The sequence below is a fragment of the Mycobacterium sp. E342 genome (assembly GCF_001667665.1).
Classification (GTDB): Bacteria; Actinomycetota; Actinomycetes; order Mycobacteriales; family Mycobacteriaceae; genus Mycobacterium.
In genome coordinates, this window is sequence record NZ_LZJM01000296.1 from 1 (window position 1) to 17,314 (window position 17,314).

Annotated in this window: 19 protein-coding genes; 18 read left to right on the forward strand and 1 reads right to left on the reverse strand. The window is 66.2% G+C overall.

Annotation, left to right across the window (positions count from 1 at the left end):
* The 18 genes from A5692_RS24385 to A5692_RS24470 form a co-directional block, all read left to right on the forward strand.
* Nucleotides 1-595: pyridoxal-phosphate dependent enzyme (locus A5692_RS24385; protein WP_156766251.1), on the forward strand; the 595-nt coding region annotated here is incomplete at its 5' end.
* 3 nt (nt 596-598) lie between these two features.
* Nucleotides 599-1,546 (forward strand): homoserine kinase, encoded by a 948-nt coding sequence (gene thrB, locus A5692_RS24390; RefSeq protein ID WP_156766252.1) that lies wholly within the window; start codon nt 599-601, stop codon nt 1,544-1,546.
* A gap of 268 nt (nt 1,547-1,814) precedes the next feature.
* Nucleotides 1,815-3,653, forward strand: a complete 1,839-nt coding sequence (gene rho / locus A5692_RS24395; RefSeq protein WP_068061112.1) for a transcription termination factor Rho — start codon at nt 1,815-1,817, stop codon at nt 3,651-3,653.
* Between the two features lie 189 nt (nt 3,654-3,842).
* Nucleotides 3,843-4,079: a 50S ribosomal protein L31 gene (gene rpmE / locus A5692_RS24400; RefSeq protein WP_068061257.1), complete on the forward strand. Its 237-nt coding sequence runs from the start codon at nt 3,843-3,845 to the stop codon at nt 4,077-4,079.
* Nucleotides 4,080-4,181: 102 nt separating this feature from the next.
* Nucleotides 4,182-5,255: a peptide chain release factor 1 gene (gene prfA, locus A5692_RS24405; protein ID WP_068061116.1), complete on the forward strand. Its 1,074-nt coding sequence runs from the start codon at nt 4,182-4,184 to the stop codon at nt 5,253-5,255.
* Complete coding sequence (prmC, locus tag A5692_RS24410; protein WP_068061119.1) at nt 5,252-6,100, forward strand: peptide chain release factor N(5)-glutamine methyltransferase; 849 nt, start codon at nt 5,252-5,254, stop codon at nt 6,098-6,100. The genes prfA and prmC overlap by 4 nt, the downstream gene beginning before the upstream one ends.
* Nucleotides 6,097-6,756, forward strand: a complete 660-nt coding sequence (locus A5692_RS24415; RefSeq protein WP_068061122.1) for an L-threonylcarbamoyladenylate synthase — start codon at nt 6,097-6,099, stop codon at nt 6,754-6,756. Before prmC ends, A5692_RS24415 begins: the two co-directional genes overlap by 4 nt.
* 28 nt (nt 6,757-6,784) lie before the next feature.
* A complete protein-coding gene (locus A5692_RS24420) occupies nt 6,785-8,014 on the forward strand; it encodes a glycosyltransferase family 4 protein (protein WP_068061125.1) in 1,230 nt (409 codons plus the stop codon).
* A gap of 219 nt (nt 8,015-8,233) precedes the next feature.
* A complete protein-coding gene (locus A5692_RS24425; protein ID WP_068061128.1) occupies nt 8,234-8,728 on the forward strand; it encodes an ATP synthase subunit I in 495 nt (164 codons plus the stop codon).
* Nucleotides 8,721-9,479, forward strand: a complete 759-nt coding sequence (gene atpB / locus A5692_RS24430) for a F0F1 ATP synthase subunit A (protein WP_067920855.1) — start codon at nt 8,721-8,723, stop codon at nt 9,477-9,479. Before A5692_RS24425 ends, atpB begins: the two co-directional genes overlap by 8 nt.
* Nucleotides 9,480-9,563: 84 nt before the next feature.
* Nucleotides 9,564-9,812, forward strand: a complete 249-nt coding sequence (locus tag A5692_RS24435) for a F0F1 ATP synthase subunit C (protein ID WP_024636915.1) — start codon at nt 9,564-9,566, stop codon at nt 9,810-9,812.
* A 9-nt stretch (nt 9,813-9,821) separates the two neighbouring features.
* Nucleotides 9,822-10,346, forward strand: coding sequence for a F0F1 ATP synthase subunit B (locus A5692_RS24440; protein ID WP_068061131.1), 525 nt, complete (start codon nt 9,822-9,824; stop codon nt 10,344-10,346).
* Between the two features lie 6 nt (nt 10,347-10,352).
* Complete coding sequence (locus A5692_RS24445; RefSeq protein ID WP_068061134.1) at nt 10,353-11,693, forward strand: F0F1 ATP synthase subunit B/delta; 1,341 nt, start codon at nt 10,353-10,355, stop codon at nt 11,691-11,693.
* 58 nt (nt 11,694-11,751) lie between these two features.
* The gene (gene atpA, locus A5692_RS24450; protein ID WP_068061137.1) at nt 11,752-13,416 is read left to right on the forward strand and encodes a F0F1 ATP synthase subunit alpha; all 1,665 of its coding nucleotides are present in this window, start codon (nt 11,752-11,754) and stop codon (nt 13,414-13,416) included.
* A 6-nt stretch (nt 13,417-13,422) separates the two neighbouring features.
* Complete coding sequence (locus A5692_RS24455; RefSeq protein ID WP_068061143.1) at nt 13,423-14,328, forward strand: F0F1 ATP synthase subunit gamma; 906 nt, start codon at nt 13,423-13,425, stop codon at nt 14,326-14,328.
* Nucleotides 14,329-14,349: 21 nt separating this feature from the next.
* Nucleotides 14,350-15,816 carry a F0F1 ATP synthase subunit beta gene (gene atpD / locus A5692_RS24460; protein WP_068061145.1) on the forward strand — a complete coding sequence of 489 codons (1,467 nt, stop codon included), beginning with the start codon at nt 14,350-14,352 and terminating at the stop codon, nt 15,814-15,816.
* A gap of 35 nt (nt 15,817-15,851) precedes the next feature.
* Nucleotides 15,852-16,217, forward strand: coding sequence for a F0F1 ATP synthase subunit epsilon (locus A5692_RS24465; RefSeq protein WP_067924789.1), 366 nt, complete (start codon nt 15,852-15,854; stop codon nt 16,215-16,217).
* A gap of 6 nt (nt 16,218-16,223) precedes the next feature.
* Entirely contained in the window at nt 16,224-16,667 is a 444-nt protein-coding gene (locus A5692_RS24470; RefSeq protein WP_067924787.1) for a DUF2550 domain-containing protein, read from the forward strand.
* Nucleotides 16,668-16,682: 15 nt separating this feature from the next.
* On the opposite strand, the gene A5692_RS24475 is transcribed toward A5692_RS24470, so the two are convergent.
* Complete coding sequence (locus A5692_RS24475) at nt 16,683-17,279, reverse strand: cob(I)yrinic acid a,c-diamide adenosyltransferase (RefSeq protein WP_068061147.1); 597 nt, start codon at nt 17,277-17,279, stop codon at nt 16,683-16,685.
* Nucleotides 17,280-17,314 lie beyond the last annotated feature (35 nt).

Below are 17,314 nucleotides of genomic sequence, written 5' to 3' on the forward strand. Positions count from 1 at the left end.
CTCGGTCAACCCGGTGCGCATCGAGGGCCAGAAGACGGCGGCGTTCGAGATCGTCGACGCGCTGGGCGCCGCGCCGGACGTGCACGCCCTTCCTGTGGGCAACGCGGGCAACATCACCGCGTACTGGAAGGGCTACACCGAATATCACCACGACGGAGTCATCGACAAGCTGCCCCGCATGCTCGGCACCCAGGCGGCCGGCGCGGCGCCACTGGTGCACGGCACCCCGGTCCGCCACCCCGAGACGATCGCGACCGCTATCCGCATCGGTGCGCCCGCATCGTGGGCCGCCGCGGTCAACGCGCAGCAGCAGTCCAACGGGCGCTTCCTGGCCGCCACCGACGAGGAGATCCTCGCCGCGTACCACCTGGTGGCCGAGAGCGAAGGCGTCTTCGTCGAGCCCGCATCCGCAGCCAGCATCGCGGGTCTGCTCAAGGCGGTTGACGACGGTTGGGTGGCGCGCGGCTCGACCGTGGTGTGCACGGTCACCGGCAACGGCCTCAAGGATCCCGACACCGCGCTGAGGGACATGCCGACCGTGTCCCCGCTGCCGGTTGATCCGGTGCTCGTCGTCGAAAAGCTGGGGCTGGCCTGAGAAATGACGTCCCAGATGCTGCCCGCCGGGCTGGTTGCGAGCGCCGTGGTGTCGGCCTCCAGCGCCAACCTTGGTCCCGGTTTCGACAGCCTCGGCCTGGCATTGAGTCTCAGCGATGAGATCGTCCTGGAGACAACGGATTCGGGCCTGGTGGTGCTGGTCGAGGGGGAGGGTGCCGGGCAGGTGCCGCGCGGCCCCGAACACTTGGTGGTGCGCGCCGTCGAATGCGGGCTGCGCGCCGCGGGCGTGCGCGCGTCAGGGCTGGTGGTCCGCTGCCGCAACGCCATCCCGCACTCCCGCGGCCTCGGCTCGTCCGCGGCCGCCGTGGTTGGCGGCCTGGCAGCAGCGAATGGCCTTGTGACACAGGCGGATTCGAAGCCGTTGAGCGACGCGCAGCTAATTCAGCTGTCTTCGGAGTTCGAGGGTCATCCCGACAACGCCGCCGCCGCGGTGCTCGGCGGTGCGGTGGTCTCCTGGATCGATCGCTCCGGTGAGCGGCCCCGCTACTCGGCAGTGTCGGTGCGGCTCCACCCCGACATCCGTCTGTACTGCGCGATACCCCAAGAGCGCTCCCTGACCGCCGAGACGCGGGTGCTGCTGCCCGCTCAGGTGAGTCATGACGATGCCCGGTTCAACGTCAGCCGCGCGGCCCTGCTGGTGGTAGCGCTCACCGAACGCCCGGACCTGCTCATGCCGGCCACCGAGGATCTGCTCCACCAACCGCAGCGCGCGCCGGCGATGCCGGCCTCCGCGGAATATTTGCGGCTGTTGCGGCGTAATAACGTGGCAGCGACGCTTTCGGGGGCAGGCCCGGCGCTGATCGCGCTGAGCACGGAGCCGGAGTTGCCCGCGGACGTGGTGGAGTACGGGGCCGCGAACGGATTTGCCCTCGCTGAGATGACCGCCGGCGAACGAGTTCGCTGGAGCCCGGGAGTCACAGTCCCCGGTTGATCCACAGCGTGGCCGGAGGGTTTGCTTGCTTCCGACAAAGATGCGGGCTATCCTCGGACGCGTCCAGCAATTGCAGCATCTGCATCTGCATCAATACTGCGTTGCCGCTAGGACAACACCAATTCTTCTCGTGAACGAGGTTCGCCGCTTACTCCGCCGACTGAGGCGATCACCGTTGCAGAGTCGATGATTGGGTGCACTCGGCAAATTTGGCTGAATGCAACGAACCCCCCGAATGACCTGATCAACGGGGGAAGAAAGGAAATCCGTGACCGATACGGACCTGTTCACGGCTGACGCGAGCACCGACAGCAATGACGTGCCGAACGCCGTGACCCCGGACACATCCGACGTCAAAACCAATGCCCCGGTTGGCTCTCTGTCGACCATGGTGCTTCCCGAACTGCGCGCGCTGGCTAACCAGGTCGGCGTCAAGGGGACGTCGGGCATGCGCAAGAACGAACTCATCGCCGCCATAAAGGAAATCAGGGGGCAGTCCAACGGGACGTCTGCCCCTGCCGCCCCCGAGGACGGCGGCAAATCCGACGCCGCCAGTGCTGACGCACCGGTCGGCGAGGACCACCAGAACGGTTCGACAACTGAGCAGCCCCGCCGTGAACGGCGCAGCGCCTCCCGCGAGCCGGGATCAGCCCGCACCGGTGACGAGGCGGATGGCGAGCGCTCACGCAACCGCGAGGCCAATGCGACCGGTGAGGACCACACCCGCCAGGGCGGCAAGCGCGACAACCAGAGCGACGAGCGCGGCCAAGACTCAGGCAGTGATCAAAGCGGTGATCAGCAGGGCTCGGGCGGCCAGCAGTCTCGTGGCGGCTCCAACCAGCAGGACGACGACGGCGAGGGCCGTGGAGGCAGGCGCGGCCGCCGCTTCCGCGACCGCGATCGCAGGCGGCGCGGTGAGCGGTCCGGCGAGGGCGGCGACACCGAACTTCGTGAGGACGACGTCGTGCAGCCGGTCGCCGGCATCCTTGACGTGCTCGACAATTACGCGTTCGTCCGCACCTCCGGTTACCTGGCCGGTCCGCACGACGTCTACGTGTCCATGAACATGGTGCGCAAAAACGGCCTGCGCCGTGGTGACGCGGTGACCGGCGCGGTTCGCGTGCCCAAGGACGGCGAACAGCCCAACCAGCGTCAGAAGTTCAACCCGCTGGTCCGCCTGGACAGCGTCAACGGCGGTCCGGTCGAGGACGCGAAGAAGCGGCCCGATTTTTCCAAACTGACGCCGCTCTACCCCAACCAGCGGCTTCGCCTGGAGACCACGCCCGACCGGTTGACCACGCGGGTCATCGACCTGATCATGCCGATCGGTAAGGGTCAGCGCGCCCTGATCGTGTCACCGCCCAAAGCGGGTAAGACGACGATCCTGCAGGACATCGCCAACGCGATCACCAAGAACAATCCCGAATGCCACCTCATGGTCGTGCTCGTCGACGAGCGCCCCGAGGAAGTCACCGACATGACGCGCTCCGTCAAGGGCGAGGTCATCGCCTCGACATTCGACCGGCCGCCTACGGACCACACGGCCGTCGCCGAGCTGGCCATCGAGCGCGCCAAGCGGCTCGTCGAGCAGGGCAAAGACGTCGTGGTGCTGCTCGACTCGATCACCCGTCTGGGCCGCGCCTACAACAACGCGTCGCCCGCATCGGGCCGGATCCTGTCCGGTGGTGTCGACTCCACCGCCCTGTACCCGCCGAAGCGATTCCTGGGTGCGGCGCGAAACATCGAGGAAGGCGGGTCGCTGACGATCATCGCCACGGCGATGGTCGAGACCGGATCCACCGGTGACACGGTCATCTTCGAGGAGTTCAAGGGCACCGGTAACGCCGAGCTCAAGCTGGACCGCAAGATCTCCGAGCGGCGGGTCTTCCCGGCGGTCGACGTCAACCCCTCCGGCACCCGTAAGGATGAGCTGCTGCTGTCGCCCGACGAGTTCGGCATCGTGCACAAGCTGCGCCGGGTGCTGTCGGGTCTGGATTCGCACCAGGCCATCGACTTGCTGATGTCGCAGTTGCGCAAGACGAAGACGAACTACGAGTTCCTGGTGCAGGTCTCCAAGACCACACCCGGATCCATGGACAACGACTAGCCGAACCAGGTTCCCCCCGCATCGTCGCCGCGACACATAAACCACGTACGCGACACGCCGGCTGACGCCGCCATGGTTTACGTTTCGACGCAACCCAAGCGCCGGGAATGCCGACGGGTACCCCGTTGTTTTGGGAGAGCAACGGTTGACCTGGCATAATCGGTGCTCGACAAGATCGAAGAGGACAGCATGAAATCTGACATTCACCCCGCTTACGCGGAGACCACCGTGCACTGCGGGTGCGGAAACACGTTCCAGACCCGCAGCACCAAGCCCGGCGGCAACGTCGTCGTCGAGGTGTGCTCGCAGTGCCACCCGTTCTACACCGGCAAGCAGAAGATTCTGGACAGCGGCGGCCGGGTGGCCCGCTTCGAGAAGCGTTACGGCAAGCGCAAAGGCGCCGCGGCGGACAACACCGACAAATAGCTGCGTTGCCGACGCCCGAACTGTGCCAGCGAGCACAGGCCGGGCGTCGGTTTGCGTTTGCGGCAATGGGAACGCGGGAGCGGACCGGGCAGGAGGTGACACGTGACGCAGTCGGTGCAGACGATTGATGTGCTGCTGGCCGAGCACGCCGAGCTCGAGCGACGGCTGGCCGATCCCGACCTGCACAGCAACCCCGTCGAGGCGCGCAAAGCCGGCCGCCGCTTCGCCAGGCTGGCTCCCATCGTCGCCACCTACCGCAAGCTGGAGTCGGCGCGCGGCGACCTGGAGGCCGCGCGTGAGCTGGCCGCCGACGACGACTCGTTCGCCGAGGAGGTCACCGAACTTCAGTCACGGGTCGCCGAACTGGACACCCAATTGACCGACATGCTGGCCCCCCGCGACCCGCACGATCCCGACGACATCGTGCTCGAAGTCAAATCGGGTGAGGGCGGCGAGGAATCGGCGTTGTTCGCGGCGGATCTGGCCCGGATGTACATCCGTTATGCCGAGCGGCACGGCTGGACGGTGACGGTGCTGGATGAAACGACGTCGGACCTCGGTGGCTACAAGGATGCGACGCTGTCCATTGCCAGCAAGGGCGACTCGCCCGACGGCGTGTGGTCCCGGATGAAGTTCGAGGGCGGGGTGCATCGGGTTCAGCGCGTCCCGGTGACGGAATCCCAAGGGCGCGTTCACACTTCGGCCGCCGGGGTCCTCGTCTATCCCGAACCGGAGGAAGTGGGCGAGGTACAGATCGACGAGTCGGATCTGCGCATCGACGTATACCGTTCGTCCGGCAAGGGCGGGCAGGGGGTGAACACCACCGACTCCGCGGTGCGGATCACACATCTGCCCACCGGCATCGTGGTCACCTGCCAGAACGAACGCTCGCAGCTGCAGAACAAGGCGCGTGCGTTGCAGGTGCTCGCCGCCCGGCTGCAAGCGCTGGCCGAAGAACAGGCGCTGGCCGACGCGTCGGCCGACCGGGCCAGCCAGATCCGGACCGTGGACCGCAGCGAACGGATTCGCACCTACAACTTTCCGGAGAACCGGATCACCGACCACCGGATCGGTTTCAAGGCACACAATCTCGATCAGGTGCTCGACGGCGACCTCGACGCGATGTTCGACGCGCTGAGCGCCGCCGAAAAACAGTCCCGGCTGCAGCAGGCATGAGTGCGTTGCGGCGCGCGATCGACTCCGCTGCGGCGCGGCTCGCCGAGGCCGGGATCGACTCCGCGCGTTGGGATGCCGAGGAGTTGGCCGCGCACTTGACCGGCACCGAACGCGGTCGGCTGGCCTTGCTCGAGTCGGCCGGTGACGATTTCCTCGATCGCTACCGCGACGTGGTGGCCGCGCGTTCCCGACGGGTGCCGTTGCAGCACCTCACCGGCACGGCCGCGTTCGGCCCGCTGACGCTGCACGTCGGCCCGGGCGTCTTCATACCGCGCCCGGAAACCGAAGCGCTTCTCGCGTGGGCCACCCGACAGCGCCTCCCGGCCCGGCCCGTCATCGTCGACCTGTGTACCGGTTCGGGTGCATTGGCGGTGGCGCTCGCCCACGAGCACCCCGATGCGCGGGTCATCGGCATCGACGACTCCGACGTGGCCCTCCAATACGCGCGGCGCAACGCGGCCGGCACCGCCGTCGAATTCATCCGCGCCGACGCCACCGAGCCCACGCTGCTGTCCGAACTGGACGGCGAGGTCGACGTGGTGGTGGCCAATCCGCCCTATGTTCCCGACGCGGCAGACGTGGAACCCGAAGTCGCTCAACACGATCCGCATCACGCGGTGTTCGGCGGACCGGACGGGATGGCGGTGATCGCCCCCGTCGTCGCCCTGGCCGGCCGCTGGCTTCGCCCGGGCGGCATCTTCGCCGTCGAGCATGACGACACCACCTCGTCGCAAGCGGTGGAAATAATCCGCACGACAGGGCTTTTCGACGACGTCCTGGCCCGCCGCGACCTCGCCGGCCGACCGCGGTTCGTCACCGCCCGCAGAAAGCGGGGGCGGGCGTGACAGAGGTCTTCGACTGCTCCGATCCCGGCCAGCGTTCCCGCGGGATCGCCTCGGCGGCCGGCGCGCTCAAGGGTGGCCGATTGGTCGTCATGCCGACCGACACCGTCTACGGCATCGGCGCCGACGCGTTCAACAGCGCCGCGGTCGCCGCCCTGCTATCGGCGAAGGGGCGGGGCCGCGACATGCCGGTCGGCGTGCTGGTCGGTTCCTGGCACACCATCGAGGGCCTGGTCTACACCATGCCGGGCGGGGCCCGAGACCTGATCCGCGCGTTCTGGCCGGGCGCGCTGAGCCTGGTGGTGACGCAGGCACCGTCGCTGCAATGGGACCTCGGCGACGCCCGCGGCACCGTGATGCTGCGGATGCCGTTGCACCCGGTGGCCATCGAGTTGTTGCGTGAAGTGGGACCCATGGCCGTTTCCAGCGCGAACGTCTCCGGTCGTCCGCCCGCGGTGGACGCCGACGAGGCCCGCAGTCAACTCGGCGATCTCGTCGACGTCTATCTCGACGCGGGGACGGCCGAGCAACGAGCGGCCTCCACGATCGTCGACCTGACCGGACCCGCCCCGCGGATCCTGCGACCCGGCCCGGTGAGCGCCGAACGGATCGCGGAAGTGCTCGGTGTCGATCCCGAAAGCCTGACCGTTCAGGCCTGACCGGAGCGGTTCCCCCGTTGCCAGGTTGGTGCAGTACGGTCTCGACGTGTCCAGCGACCCGGCCGGTGATGTAGCGAACCTTGCCAGTGGTTTGCTCGCACTGTCTGACCGGGGCGCCGGCGTCCCCCTGCGCGAGCTGGCACTCGTGGGGCTGACCGCGGCGATCATCACCTACTTCGCGACCGGCCCGGTGCGGGTGCTCGCCACCCGGCTCGGTGCGGTTGCCTATCCGCGGGAACGCGACGTGCACGTGACGCCCACCCCGCGCATGGGGGGGTTGGCGATGTTTCTCGGCGTCGTCTCGGCCGTCTTCCTGGCGTCGCAGCTTCCGGCGCTCACCCGCGGGTTCGTCTACTCGACGGGTATGCCCGCGGTGCTGGTGGCAGGCGCGGTCATCATGGGCATCGGCCTCATCGATGATCGTTGGGGGCTCGACGCCCTGACGAAGTTCGCCGGCCAGATCACCGCGGCCAGCGTGTTGGTCACCATGGGCGTGGCCTGGAGCGTCCTGTACATCCCGATCGGCGGCGTCGGCACCATCGTGCTGGACCAGGCCTCGTCGATCCTGCTCACGCTGGCGTTGACCGTCTCCATCGTCAACGCGATGAACTTCGTCGACGGGCTCGACGGGCTGGCCGCCGGGCTCGGGCTGATCACCGCGCTGGCGATCTGCATGTTCTCGGTCGGACTGCTGCGCGATCACGGCGGCGATGTCCTTTTCTATCCGCCCGCCGTGATCTCCGTGGTGCTCGCGGGGGCCTGTCTGGGCTTCCTGCCGCACAACTTTCACCGCGCCAAGATCTTCATGGGTGATTCCGGCTCGATGCTGATCGGCCTGATGCTCGCCGCGGCCTCCACCACCGCGGCCGGCCCCGTCTCGCAAAACGCCTATGGCGCGCGCGACGTGTTCGCGCTGCTGTCGCCGTTCCTGCTGGTCGTCGCCGTCATGTTCGTGCCGATGCTCGATTTGCTGCTGGCGATCGTGCGCCGCACCCGCGCGGGCCGCAGCGCGTTCAGCCCCGACAAGATGCACCTGCATCACCGGTTGCTGCAGATCGGGCACTCCCACCGCCGGGTGGTGTTGCTGATCTACCTCTGGGTGGGCATCGTCGCCTTCGGCGCCGCCAGCACCATCTTCTTCAATCCCCGCCACACCGCGGCGGTGATGCTGGGCGCCATCGTGATCGCCGGCATCGCGACGGCGATCCCGCTCATACGCCGGCGCGACGAGTACGACGACGAGGACTACGACAGCTAGTAGTAGGGGTGCCTTTCGATATGGTACGGTGCAGGTAGAGCCCCAAAAAGCCGCACAAATTGCCGGTCCATCGGACACAGATCCGGTCGGGTCGGCTGAGGACTCGCGCCGGGAGATACCCCTTGGGCGATTCCACTGTGACGTGCGATACGCTCGGCGGGCCACCGATCAGTCGGTCGGGGGACTCCCGCTCCATCAACTTGGGATTGAGGTGCTGCAGTGACGACACCAGCGCAGGACGCGCCGTTGGTGTTTCCCTCTGTTGCGTTCCGCCCGGTCCGCCTGTTGGTTCTCAGCATTGCCGTCACCGCGGTGGCAGTCATCGCCGCCAGCATGACCGGTCACCCGATGGCCGGGGTATTCTTCGGCGTCGGGTTGCTGCTCGGTTTGCTCAACGCCCTCTTGGTGCGTCGCTCGGTCGCGTCGATCACCGCGAAGGAACATCCGCTGAAAAGCACGATGGCGCTCAACTCGGCCACCCGGCTGGCCATCATCACCGTCATCGGGCTGATCATCGCCTACGTCTTCCGGCCCGCCGGCCTGGGCGTCGTGTTCGGATTGGCGCTTTTCCAGGTCTTGTTGGTGGCGTCGACGGCGCTTCCGGTTTGGAAGAAGCTGCGCGCCGGCGACTGGGCGGAGGCCCATCCCGCGGACGGAGGCGGCGTGATCGCGGGATCGGACGGAACGGAAGGAAAGAACAGCAACGATGACTGAGACGACGTTCCTGGCCGAATCCGCCATCGAGGTCGGCGAGCACACCCACGCCACGTGGCTGGGCATGACGGTGAATACGGACACGATCCTGTCCACCGCGATCGCGGCGGTGATCGTGCTCGCGCTGGCCTTCTTCCTGCGCGCGAAGATCACCTCCACCGGCGTTCCCAGTGGCGTGCAGCTGTTCTGGGAGGCCATCACCGTCCAGATGCGCGACCAGATCGAAAGCGCGATCGGGATGCGGATCGCGCCGTTCGTGTTGCCACTGGCCGTCACGATCTTCGTGTTCATCCTGATCTCCAACTGGCTGTCGGTGCTGCCGCTGCAGTACACCGACAAGTCCGGGCACACCACCGAGCTACTGAAGTCGGCGGCCGCCGACATCAATTACGTCCTGGCGCTGGCCCTCTTCGTCTTCGTCTGCTATCACGTGGCCGGCATCTGGCGCCGCGGCATCGTCGGACACCCGCTCGCGGTGCTCAAAGGTCACGTCGCGTTCTTGGCGCCGATCAACCTCGTCGAAGAACTGGCCAAGCCGATCTCGTTGTCGCTCCGACTTTTCGGCAACATCTTCGCGGGCGGCATCCTGGTCGCATTGATCGCGCTCTTCCCGCCATACATCATGTGGGCACCCAACGCCATCTGGAAGGCCTTCGACCTGTTCGTCGGGGCGATCCAGGCGTTCATCTTCTCGATCTTGACCATCCTCTACTTCAGCCAAGCCATGGAGATCGAGGAACACCATGACTGAGACCATCACGAATTGCTTTGTCCCACGCACCATTACAGAGGCCTGGTAGACCGCTACCAGCTATCAAGGAGGATAAGAATGGCTCTGGACCCCCAAGTCGCTGCCGCTGCGCTCATCGGCGGTGGACTCATCATGGGCGGCGGCGCGATCGGCGCCGGTATCGGTGACGGTATCGCCGGTAACGCGCTGGTCTCCGGCATCGCCCGGCAACCCGAGGCACAAGGCCGGCTGTTCACGCCGTTCTTCATCACCGTCGGTCTGGTCGAGGCGGCCTACTTCATCAACCTGGCGTTCATGGCGCTGTTCGTCTTCGCCACACCCGTCGGCACCTAATTCGCTGTGATGGGTGACGCGAACCTGAGCGTTCTGGCATCCAGCCAGGTGCTGGCCGAGGGAGGCAACAACTTCCTCGTTCCGAACGGCACTTTCTTCTTCGTGCTGGCGATCTTCTTGATCGTGCTGGCCGTCATCGGCACGTTCGTCGTGCCGCCGGTCATGCGGGTGTTGCGCGAGCGTGACGCCATGGTCGCCAAGACGGTCGCCGACAACAAGAAGGCCGGCGAGCAGTTCGACGCCGCCAAGGCCGACTACGAAGAAGCCCTGACGGAAGCGCGGGTTCAGGCGTCGTCATTGCGCGACAATGCCCGCGCCGAGGGCCGTAAGCTGGTCGAAGACGCGCGCGCCCGGGCGGAGCAGCAGGTGATGTCGACGTTGCAAATGGCCTCCGAGCAATTGAAGCGGGAGAGAGACGCCGTGGAGCTGGATCTGCGCGCCAATGTGGCGGCCATGTCGGCGACGCTGGCCAGCCGGATCCTCGGTGTAGAGGTGGCTCCGGCCACCGCGGCCACCGGTAAGTCTGGGCGGTAAGCGCGTATGTCGACTTTCATCGGGCAGTTGATCGGTTTCGCGGCCATCGTCTTCTTGGTCGTGCGGTACGTCGTGCCCCCGGTGCGCCGTCTGATGGCCGCTCGCCAAGACGCCGTCCGCCAGCAGTTGAAAGACTCTGCGGCGGCGGCCGATCGGCTGAGTGAGTCGACCACGGCCCACAGCAAGGCCGTGGAATCCGCCAAGGTCGAAGCCGAACGGCTCGTCGAGGAGGCCCAAACGGACGCGGGCCGCATCGCCGAGCAGTTCCGGGCCCAGTCCGAGGTCGAGTCCGAGCGCATCACCGTCCAAGGCGGCCGCCAGGTCGACCTGCTGCGTACGCAACTGAGCCGCCAGCTTCGCCTGGAGCTCGGCCACGAAGCGGTGCGGCAGGCCGGCGAATTGGTGCGCAACTACGTCGCCGGGCCGGCGCAGCAATCGGCCACCGTCGACCGATTCCTGGACGACCTCGAAGCGATGGCCCCTGCGCCCGCGGAGGTTCAATACCCGCTGATGGCGAAGATGCGCTCCGCCAGTCGCGCGGCGGTGGCGGGGCTGTCGGAGCGGTTCAGTGACATCGCCAAAGGCCTTGACAACAAAGCCCTTTCCGATCTGTCAGCCGAGCTTGTTTCGGTAGCCGAAATGCTGGACCGCGAGATCGTCGTCACCCGGTATCTGACGGTGCCCGCCGAGGATGCGGCGCCGCGGGTCCGGTTGATCGAGCGGTTGGTCTCCGGCAAGGTCGCCGACGCCACGCTCGACGTCTTGCGGCTGGCCGTCTCGGAGCGTTGGTCGGCCAACTCCGACCTGGGCGCCGCCATCGAGCACATCTCGCGGCAGGCGCTGCTCGAAGTCGCCGAACGTGAGAACAAGGTCGACGAAGTCGAAGAGCAGTTGTTCCGGTTCTCCCGCATCCTGGACTCGCAGCCGCGGCTCGCCATCCTGCTGGGCGACTACGGCGTCCCGGTGGAAGGCCGAATCGGCTTGCTGCGCAAGGTGCTTGACAGCGCGAGCGACACAGTCAATCCGATCGTGCAGGCGCTGCTGACGCAGACCGTCCAACTGCTCAGAGGCGAGTCGGCCGAGGAGGCCGTCCAGTTCCTGGCGAAGGTCGCGGTGGCACGTCGCGGCGAGATCGTCGCACAGGTCGGTGCGGCGGCCGAGCTCAGCGATGCTCAGCGGTCTCGCCTCACCGACGTGCTCGGCCGCATCTACGGCCACCCGGTGACGGTGCAGCTGCAGATCTCCGATGAACTGCTGGGCGGCCTGCTCATCTCCGTGGCGGACGAAGTGATTGACGGGACACTCGCTTCGCGCCTTACGGCAGCCCAGGCGCAACTGCCCGACTGACACCAACCATTCATCACAAGCACACGCGAACCAAGATCAAGTAGGAAGACGAAAAGCCATGGCCGAGTTGACAATCTCCGCTGATGACATCCAAAGCGCCATCGAGGAGTATGTAGGCTCTTTCACCTCCGACACCTCACGTGAAGAGGTCGGTACCGTCGTCGAGGCCGGGGACGGCATCGCGCACGTCGAAGGCTTGCCCTCCGTCATGACGCAGGAGCTGCTCGAGTTTCCGGGCGGGGTTCTCGGCGTCGCCCTGAACCTCGACGAACACAGCGTCGGCGCGGTGATCCTGGGTGACTTCGAGAAAATCGAAGAGGGTCAACAGGTCAAGCGCACCGGGGAGGTCCTGTCCGTCCCGGTCGGCGACGCCTTCCTGGGGCGCGTGGTCAATCCGCTCGGCCAGCCCATCGACGGTCGGGGGGACATCGACACCGACATCCGCCGCGCGCTGGAGATCCAGGCTCCGTCGGTGGTGCAGCGGCAGAGCGTGAGCGAGCCGCTGCAGACCGGCATCAAAGCCATCGACGCGATGACCCCGATCGGTCGAGGCCAGCGGCAGCTGATCATTGGCGACCGGAAGACCGGCAAGACCGCTGTGTGCGTCGACACCATCCTCAACCAGCGGGAGAACTGGGAGAGCGGCGACGAGAAAAAGCAGGTCCGCTGCGTGTACGTCGCGATCGGGCAGAAGGGCACCACGATCGCGTCGGTCCGGCGAGCGCTCGAAGAGGGCGGCGCTATGGACTACACCACCATCGTCGCGGCCCCGGCATCGGACTCGGCAGGCTTCAAATGGCTTGCGCCATATACCGGTTCGGCGATCGCCCAGCACTGGATGTACGACGGCAAGCACGTACTGATCGTCTTCGACGACCTGAGCAAGCAGGCCGAGGCGTACCGCGCGATCTCGCTGCTGCTGCGCCGCCCGCCGGGCCGCGAGGCCTACCCCGGCGACGTTTTCTACCTGCACTCGCGGCTGCTGGAGCGCTGCGCAAAGCTCTCCGACGAACTCGGTGGCGGCTCGCTGACCGGCCTGCCGATCATCGAGACCAAGGCCAACGACATCTCGGCCTACATCCCGACCAACGTCATCTCGATCACCGACGGGCAGTGCTTCCTGGAGTCCGACCTGTTCAACCAGGGGGTGCGGCCCGCCATCAACGTCGGTGTGTCGGTGTCCCGCGTGGGTGGTGCGGCACAGATCAAGGCCATGAAAGAGGTGGCAGGCTCGCTGCGTCTGGACCTGTCGCAGTACCGCGAACTGGAATCGTTTGCCGCCTTCGCTTCGGACCTGGACGCCACCTCCAAGGCGCAGCTGGAGCGGGGTGAGCGGCTCGTCGAACTGCTCAAGCAACCGCAATACCAGCCCATGCCGGTTGAGGAGCAGGTGGTTTCGATCTTCCTGGGTACCGGGGGTCACCTGGACTCCGTGCCCGTCGAGGACGTCAGGCGTTTCGAAACCGAGCTGCTCGACCACATGCGCGCGTCCGAGGAGAAGTTCCTGGCCGGTGTCCGCGACAGCGGAAAGCTTCCCGAAGAGGCCGAAAAGCAGCTGACCGACATCATCAACAACTTCAAGAAGGGCTTCGCAGCCACCGGCGGCGGATCGGTCGTGCCCGACGAACACGTCGAGCCGCTGGACGAAGAAGACCTCGGGAAGGAATCGGTGAAGGTGAAGAAGCCGGCGCCGGAGAAGAAGGCAAAGAAAGAGAAGAAGTAGCAACCCATGGCTGCCACACTTCGCGAATTACGCGGCCGGATCCGCTCGGCGGGGTCGATCAAAAAGATCACCAAGGCGCAGGAGATGATCGCGACATCGCGCATCGGAAAGGCGCAAGCCCGGCTGGAAGCCGCCAGGCCCTACGCATTTCAGATCACGGCGATGCTGACCACGCTGTCGTCCGAAGCCGCGCTGGATCACCCCCTGTTGGTCGAACGGGAAGAACCCAAGCGGGCCGGCGTCCTGGTGGTGTCCTCCGACCGTGGTCTGTGCGGCGCCTACAACTCCAGCATCTTCCGTCGGTCCGAGGAGCTGTTCTCCCTGCTGCGGGAGGAAGGTAAGACGCCGGTCGTGTACACGGTCGGCCGGAAGGCGCTGAACTACTTCAAGTTCCGCAACTGGGACATCACCGACTCGTGGACGGGCTTCTCCGAGCAACCTCAGTACGAGAACGCCGCCGAGATCGCTTCGACACTGGTCGACGCCTTCATGAAGGGCACCGGCGACGAGTCGCAGGACGACCAGGGCGTCGACGAACTGCACGTCGTCTACTCGGAGTTCAAGTCGATGATGTCGCAGGCGGCGGTCGCTCACCGGATCGCTCCCATGGTGGTCGAGTACGTCGAGGAACCGCCGGAAGTACGTACCCTGTATTCGTTCGAGCCAGACGCGACAACGCTTTTCGAGTCGCTGCTGCCGCGTTACGTGACGACCCGCGTCTACGCCGCGCTGCTCGAATCGGCGGCGTCGGAGCTCGCTTCGCGTCAACGAGCGATGAAGTCGGCAACCGACAACGCGGACGACCTGATCAAAGAGCTCACGCTGATGGCCAACCGCGAGCGCCAGGCCCAGATCACCCAAGAGATCAGCGAAATCGTCGGCGGCGCAAACGCGCTCGCCGACGCTAAGTAGCACACGAGGAAGAGAAAACATATGGCTGCTACTACTGGAACGACAGAAAAGGCCGACAAGGCCACGAACTCCGAGACCAGCGGCCGCGTGGTGCGAATCACCGGTCCTGTGGTCGACGTCGAGTTCCCGCGCGGTTCCGTGCCGGAGCTGTTCAACGCGCTTAACGCCGAGATCACGTTCGAGGAGCTCAAGAAGACCCTCACCCTGGAGGTCGCGCAACACCTCGGCGACAACCTGGTGCGCACCATTTCGCTGCAGCCCACCGACGGGCTGGTCCGCGGCGTCGAGGTGACGGACAGCGGCAAGCCGATCTCCGTGCCGGTCGGCCAGGAGGTCAAGGGTCACGTCTTCAACGCGCTGGGTGACTGCCTGGACAAGCCGGGCTACGGTGAGGAGTTCGAGCACTGGTCGATTCACCGCAAACCGCCTCCCTTCGAAGAGCTCGAGCCCCGCACCGAGATGCTCGAGACCGGATTGAAGGTCGTCGACCTGCTCACGCCATACGTGCGTGGCGGCAAGATCGCCCTGTTCGGCGGTGCCGGCGTGGGCAAGACGGTGCTCATCCAGGAGATGATCAACCGTATCGCCCGGAACTTCGGTGGCACTTCGGTTTTCGCCGGTGTGGGCGAGCGCACCCGTGAGGGCAACGACCTGTGGGTCGAGCTCAAGGAAGCCGACGTGCTCAAGGACACCGCGCTGGTGTTCGGCCAGATGGACGAGCCGCCCGGCACCCGTATGCGCGTGGCCCTCTCCGCCCTGACGATGGCCGAGTGGTTCCGCGACGAGGCGGGCCAGGACGTGCTGCTGTTCATCGACAACATCTTCCGGTTCACCCAGGCCGGGTCGGAGGTATCGACGCTGCTCGGCCGTATGCCTTCCGCGGTGGGATACCAGCCCACGCTGGCCGACGAGATGGGTGAGCTGCAGGAGCGCATCACCTCGACGCGAGGCCGCTCGATCACCTCGATGCAGGCGGTCTACGTGCCCGCCGACGACTACACCGACCCTGCGCCGGCGACCACGTTCGCGCACCTGGACGCCACCACCGAGCTGTCGCGCTCGGTGTTCTCCAAGGGCATCTTCCCCGCCGTGGACCCGCTGGCATCGAGCTCGACGATCCTCGACCCCAGCGTGGTCGGTGACGAGCACTACCGGGTGGCGCAGGAAGTCATCCGAATCCTGCAGCGCTACAAGGATCTTCAAGACATCATCGCGATCCTCGGTATCGACGAGCTGTCCGAGGAGGACAAGCAGCTGGTCCAGCGCGCCCGGCGCATCGAGCGGTTCCTGTCGCAGAACATGATGGCCGCCGAGCAGTTCACCGGGCAGCCGGGTTCGACAGTGCCGGTGAAGGAGACCATTGAGGCGTTCGACCGCCTGACCAAGGGCGACTTTGACCACATTCCGGAACAGGCGTTCTTCTTGATCGGTGGCCTGGACGACTTGGCCAAGAAAGCCGAAGGCTTCGGCGCCAAGTTGGATTCCTGAAGGCGTGAGCGAAAGGCTCTGAAAGGCTCTGTGGCATGGCCGAATTGAACGTTGAGATAGTTGCCGTAGACCGGAAGATCTGGTCGGGTGAGGCGACGTTTTTGTTCACCCGCACGACCGTCGGTGAAATCGGCATCATGCCCCGGCACATTCCGATCGTCGCCCAGTTGGTCGACGACGCGATGGTGCGCGTGGAACGCGAAGGCGACGACGATCTGCGGGTCGCCATCGAAGGCGGGTTCCTGTCGGTCACCGAGGAGTCGGTGACCGTTCTGGCCGAATCCGCCGCGTTCGAGTCGGAGATTGACGAAAGCGCCGCCAGGGAGGATTCGGAGTCCGACGACCCGCGCATCGCGGCGCGGGGGCGCGGCAGATTGCGCGCCGTCGGCGCGATCGACTAATCGCCGATGAGCGCGCCCATGATCGGCATGGTCGTGCTCGTCGTCGTCCTGGCGGGCGCGGTCGTCGCGCTGAGCTATCGGTTGTGGAAGCTGCGCCAGGGTGGCACCGCGGGGATCATGCGAGACATTCCCGCGGTCGGGGGCCACGGCTGGCGCCACGGCGTGATCCGTTACCGCGGCGGTGAGGCCGCGTTCTACCGGCTCTCCAGTCTGCGGCTGTGGCCTGACCGTCGACTCAGCCGCAGGGGAGTGGAGATCGTCTCCCGCCGCGCACCCCGCGGCGATGAATTCGACATCATGACCGACGAGATCGTCGTGCTGGAGCTGCGCGACACGACGCAGGATCGCCGGACCGGTTACGAGATCGCGCTCGACAAGGGCGCTTTGACCGCGTTCTTGTCCTGGCTGGAATCGCGCCCGTCACCGCGCGCTCGCCGTCGCAGCGTTTAGGCCCTGCCCCGCAGGCTAACCGGGGGGCGCGGCGTCGCCGCCGGGTTGGCCACCTGGCTTCCAGAGCACGTCGCCATTGGGATTGGCCGCGCGCGCCAGGATGAAGAGCAGGTCCGACAGGCGGTTCAAGTACTTCGCCGGGAGGACGTTGATCTGCTGCGGCGCGGCCTCGACCGCCGCCCAGGCCGAGCGTTCCGCGCGACGAACAATGGTGCGGGCGACGTGCAACAGCGCCGACAGCGGCGAACCACCGGGCAGCACAAAGGAATTCAGCGCCGGCAGGTCCTCGTTATATTTGTCACACCAGCCCTCGAGCCGATCGATGTAGGGCTGGGTGACCCGCAGCGGTGGATATTCGGGGTTCTCCACCACCGGGGTCGACAGGTCCGCGCCGGCGTCGAACAGGTCGTTCTGGATCTGCCGCAGCACGCCGGCGATCTCCTGGTCGGGCTGGCCGAGGGCGATCGCGACGCCGATCGCCGAGTTGGCCTCGTCGCAGTCCGCGTAGGCGACCAGGCGGGGGTCGTTCTTGGAGACCCGCGAGAAATCACTCAATCCCGTCGTGCCGTCGTCACCGGTTCGCGTATAGATGCGGGTCAGGTGTATCGCCATGACGAAAACGGTACTGCGGCTCGCGAGAGCGCCGG

What these genes read in the sequence shown, in the direction of transcription:
- thrB (WP_156766252.1), top strand. Translation starts at nt 599, where the DNA reads ATGACGTCCCAGATGCTGCCCGCCGGGCTGGTTGCGAGCGCCGTGGTG.
- rpmE (WP_068061257.1), top strand. Translation starts at nt 3,843, where the DNA reads ATGAAATCTGACATTCACCCCGCTTACGCGGAGACCACCGTGCACTGC.
- prmC (WP_068061119.1), top strand. Translation starts at nt 5,252, where the DNA reads ATGAGTGCGTTGCGGCGCGCGATCGACTCCGCTGCGGCGCGGCTCGCC.
- atpB (WP_067920855.1), top strand. Translation starts at nt 8,721, where the DNA reads ATGACTGAGACGACGTTCCTGGCCGAATCCGCCATCGAGGTCGGCGAG.
- A5692_RS24440 (WP_068061131.1), top strand. Translation starts at nt 9,822, where the DNA reads ATGGGTGACGCGAACCTGAGCGTTCTGGCATCCAGCCAGGTGCTGGCC.
- A5692_RS24445 (WP_068061134.1), top strand. Translation starts at nt 10,353, where the DNA reads ATGTCGACTTTCATCGGGCAGTTGATCGGTTTCGCGGCCATCGTCTTC.
- atpA (WP_068061137.1), top strand. Translation starts at nt 11,752, where the DNA reads ATGGCCGAGTTGACAATCTCCGCTGATGACATCCAAAGCGCCATCGAG.
- A5692_RS24455 (WP_068061143.1), top strand. Translation starts at nt 13,423, where the DNA reads ATGGCTGCCACACTTCGCGAATTACGCGGCCGGATCCGCTCGGCGGGG.
- atpD (WP_068061145.1), top strand. Translation starts at nt 14,350, where the DNA reads ATGGCTGCTACTACTGGAACGACAGAAAAGGCCGACAAGGCCACGAAC.
- A5692_RS24465 (WP_067924789.1), top strand. Translation starts at nt 15,852, where the DNA reads ATGGCCGAATTGAACGTTGAGATAGTTGCCGTAGACCGGAAGATCTGG.
- A5692_RS24470 (WP_067924787.1), top strand. Translation starts at nt 16,224, where the DNA reads ATGAGCGCGCCCATGATCGGCATGGTCGTGCTCGTCGTCGTCCTGGCG.
- A5692_RS24475 (WP_068061147.1), bottom strand. Translation starts at nt 17,279, where the DNA reads ATGGCGATACACCTGACCCGCATCTATACGCGAACCGGTGACGACGGC.